General features: G+C 76.2%; 3 protein-coding genes. 1 reads left to right on the top strand and 2 read right to left on the bottom strand.

The window, feature by feature from the left end; genetic code table 11:
• Positions 1-112: 112 nt before the first annotated feature.
• The gene (locus ACFV0G_RS37705) at positions 113-571 is read left to right on the top strand and encodes a glycosyltransferase (protein ID WP_380557844.1); all 459 of its coding nucleotides are present in this window, start codon (positions 113-115) and stop codon (positions 569-571) included.
• Positions 572-591: 20 nt separating this feature from the next.
• On the opposite strand, the gene ACFV0G_RS37700 is transcribed toward ACFV0G_RS37705, so the two are convergent.
• The gene (locus ACFV0G_RS37700; protein ID WP_380557841.1) at positions 592-2052 is read right to left on the bottom strand and encodes an oligosaccharide flippase family protein; all 1461 of its coding nucleotides are present in this window, start codon (positions 2050-2052) and stop codon (positions 592-594) included.
• Positions 2052-2693 (bottom strand): sugar transferase, encoded by a 642-nt coding sequence (locus tag ACFV0G_RS37695; protein WP_380557838.1) that lies wholly within the window; start codon positions 2691-2693, stop codon positions 2052-2054. Before ACFV0G_RS37695 ends, ACFV0G_RS37700 begins: the two co-directional genes overlap by 1 nt.
• Between the last annotated feature and the right edge of the window lie 313 nt (positions 2694-3006).

Here is a 3006-nt window from a genome sequence, read left to right as displayed (position 1 = left end):
GGGGGGGGGGCGGGGGGGGGGGGGGGGGGCTGCGTAGTGGGCGCGCGGCTCCGCGGGGGGTGGGGGGGGGGGGCGGGGGGGGGGGGGGGGGGGCCGGGGGGCGCCGCTCGACATCGTCGGCGATGGCGAACTCCTGGACCAGGCAAGGGCGGTGGCACCGGAGTCGGTGCGCTTCCTCGGCCGGGTCGAACGCGCGGAGCTGCGCCGCCGCCTGCCCTCCTGGCAGGGGCTGGTCTTCCCGAGCCGCTGCCTGGAGGGCGCGCCGCTGGTGCAGATCGAGGCCCTGGCCGCCGGGCTGCCCGTCCTGGCCTTCGAGGGCTCCTCGGTCGCCGAGTCCGTCCGGGCCCGCGGCACCGGCGCCGTGCTCGGATGGGACGATCCGCTCGCCCCCGTCCTCGCCACCGCCCGCGAGCGGTTCCCCGCCCTGCGCGCGCACTGCCGCCGGGTGTTCGAGGAGAACTTCACCGAGGCGACCTGGGTACGGAGCGTCGAGGACCTCTACCGCGGCGTGCTGCAGGCGGCACCGGGCCGCCCGGAGCCGGAGCCCGACAGGAGCCCGGCCGCCCGCTGAGCGGGCGGTCGGGCGGCCGCTCAGTGCGCGACCAGGCCGCGCGAGACCGCAACCGTGTAGAGCGGGAGCCGCCGGCGCACCGCCACGCAGCCGATCAGCACCGGTACCATCCCCAGGATCCCGTGGGCCAGTTGGGAGAGTGGGCCGGTGCCGAACCCGGCCGCCACCCGCCCGCCGGCGCACAGCGCCGCACCCACCAGGGCATGGACGGCGTACGGGCGGACCAGCTGCGCCGGCCGGCAGAGCCCGCGGCGGGACCACCGGACGAGCTGGCCGAGGTGGCCGGCCCCGGCCGCGAGCGAGGTCGCCAACGCGAGCAGCGCAAGGCTGCGGCCGGCCGCCACCAGGCTCAGCACACCCGCCACCGTGGCTGCCAGCACGAGCAGTTGCGTCCTCAGCAGCGGTCCGGTCGCACGGAGGATCTCGTCCACGGCGTAGCTGAACTGGCAGAGCAGCACCAGCGGGGCGCCGACCGCGAAGACCGGCATGAGGGCGGCGGCCACGTCCCAGCCGGGGCCGAGCAGGAGGTGCAGTGCGGCCGGTCCGACCCCGGCCAGCGCCCCGAACGAGACGAAGGCGACCGCCGAGGCCGCGCTCAGCATGTCGGGCAGGGCGCCGGCGAGGCTCCGCCCCCCGCCGTTCAAACGGGCCATCGACGGCATGACCGAGCGCCGCAGCCCCTGGCCCAGCATCGCGACGGGCAGGCCCACCGCCAGCGCGGCCCGCGAGAACTCCCCGACCGCTGCGGGCCCGAGGTAGCGGGTGATCGCCCACAGCGGCACGTCCGCCGAGAGCACCTGGATCATTCCGTAGCCGGCGAAGGCTCCCGAGAGTCCGAGCATCTCGCGGGACCGCACCGCGGGGCCCGACGGGAGCCGGCACTGCGCGAGCCGCCGCCCGGCCACGGCCAGCGTCACCGCAGGGGCCACGCACTGCGCCACGACCAGGCCGTACGGGCTCCAGCCGGCCGTGAGCAGCACCGCCCCGGTGGCCATGCCGACCAGTTGGGCGACGGTCTCGGTGACGGCGCAGAGCCGGGCCCGGTCCAGTCGCCGGAGAGCGGCGAGCGCCACCAGGGATGCGGGCTGGGGAAGGAAGTAGAGCGCGTACAACTGGACGGTCGGCTCGATGGCGGGCAGGCCCCAGAGGTCGGCGCAGAGCGGGGCGACGGCCAGCGTCGCCAGGCAGCACAGCGCGCCGCTGGCCAGCGACACCCGGTAGGCGGTGCGGACGGTCTGCCGGGTGAGGCGTTCGGCTCGCAACAGGTAGGTGGCCAGGCCGGCCCCGGCCACGTAGCCCATGACCGTGAGGGCGGCGCCGGCGGCGGCGAAGGCGCCGAAGCCGTCGGGTGAGACCACCCGGGCGGTCAGGGCGGTGTAGCCGAGCTGGAGCAGCGCACCGGCCACCGCCGAGCCGTAGTTCCAGAGCAGCGCGGAGAAGGTCGTCCGGGACTCTGCGGCGGCGGTCGCGGCCGGTGCCATCAGTGCGCGCCGCGGCCGGTGAGGACGGCCGGGACGGTTCGCAGCAGGATGCCGAGGTCGAGCCGGAGGGAGAGGTTCTCGACGTAGTGCAGGTCGAGTCGGAGCATCTCCTCCCACGGCAGGTTCGAGCGGCCGCGGACCTGCCAGAGGCCGGTCAGGCCGGGGGCCACCAGGAGCCGGTCGCGGGCGCGCCCGGTGTACCCGGAGTCCTCCAGGAGCAGCGGTCGTGGGCCGACCAGGGACATCTCGCCGCGGAGCACGTTGACGAGCTGCGGGAGCTCGTCCAGCGAGAGCCGGCGCAGGAGGCGGCCGACCCGGGTGACCCGCGGGTCGTGGCGGAGCTTGAACAGGTGGCCGCCGGCCTCGTTCTGCGGGGCGAGGGCGGCGCGTGCGGCGTGCGCCCCGTGGTGCATGGTGCGGAACTTCAGCATGGCGAAGGGGCGGCCGTGCCGGCCCGCGCGGACCTGGCGGAAGACCGCGGGGCCCGGGCAGGTGGCCCGGATCAGGAGGTAGACCGCCGCCATGAGGGGCAGGGTCAGCAGGAGGAGCGTCGCAGCACCGGCGAGGTCGACCGCCCGCTTGGCGGGTAGCCGTCTCGCCACGAGCCGCCCGGGCGACGGGTGCGCGGCGGAGATGGTCACATGACACCCCTTTGGGATTAAATGCCATCAGAAGCATATGAATCAGATCGATTCCGGACATAACTCTCACACAACGGAATGGACCCCGCGGGTGCGCCACGCATCCCTTACTCCGCTCGGAAGGACGGCTGATCGATGCACGGCACGGCGGCTGCGGCGGCACGGAAGGGATCGTCCGGGGACGATCGGAACGAGACTCCCCCGGGGCGGGGGGGGGGGGCCCGGGGGGGGCGGGCGCGCCCGCCCGGGCCGCAACCCCCCCCCCCCCCCCCGCCGCCCCCCGGGCGACGCCCCCGCGCGGGGGGCGCCCCCG

Source organism: Kitasatospora sp. NPDC059571, from assembly GCF_042735675.1.
In the GTDB taxonomy this organism is placed as follows: Bacteria; Actinomycetota; Actinomycetes; order Streptomycetales; family Streptomycetaceae; genus Kitasatospora.
The sequence above is the reverse complement of the archived record's forward strand: the minus strand, read 5'-3'. Positions and strand labels throughout refer to the sequence as shown.